The organism is Lacinutrix cladophorae (assembly GCF_053604645.1).
Genome location: NZ_JBSHNR010000081.1, coordinates 1 through 244 on the forward strand (window position 1 = coordinate 1; position 244 = coordinate 244).

Below are 244 nucleotides of genomic sequence, written 5' to 3' on the forward strand. Positions count from 1 at the left end.
TTGTGGTACAGATAGCTGTGATGCAGATGCTGTATTTGATGTAACTTCCGATTATGTATTTACAAACCTTACTTCTACTTGTGGAGCTGGTGGTACTATTACTGTAATCTATACGGTATCGGATGATTGTGATAATGAAACAACGCTTACTGCGACACTTACACTTGAAGATTCTATCGGTCCAGACCTTACTGCTTGTACGGTTGTAGATGAAACCATAGAATGTAATGGTACAGATAATGAA

The 244-nt window shown here is 38.1% G+C and carries 1 protein-coding gene; it reads left to right on the plus strand.

Annotation, left to right across the window (positions count from 1 at the left end; all coding sequences use genetic code 11):
• Window positions 1-244 (plus strand): hypothetical protein (locus tag ACVC3Y_RS03490; RefSeq protein WP_452226121.1); only part of this gene is annotated, 244 nt, incomplete at both ends.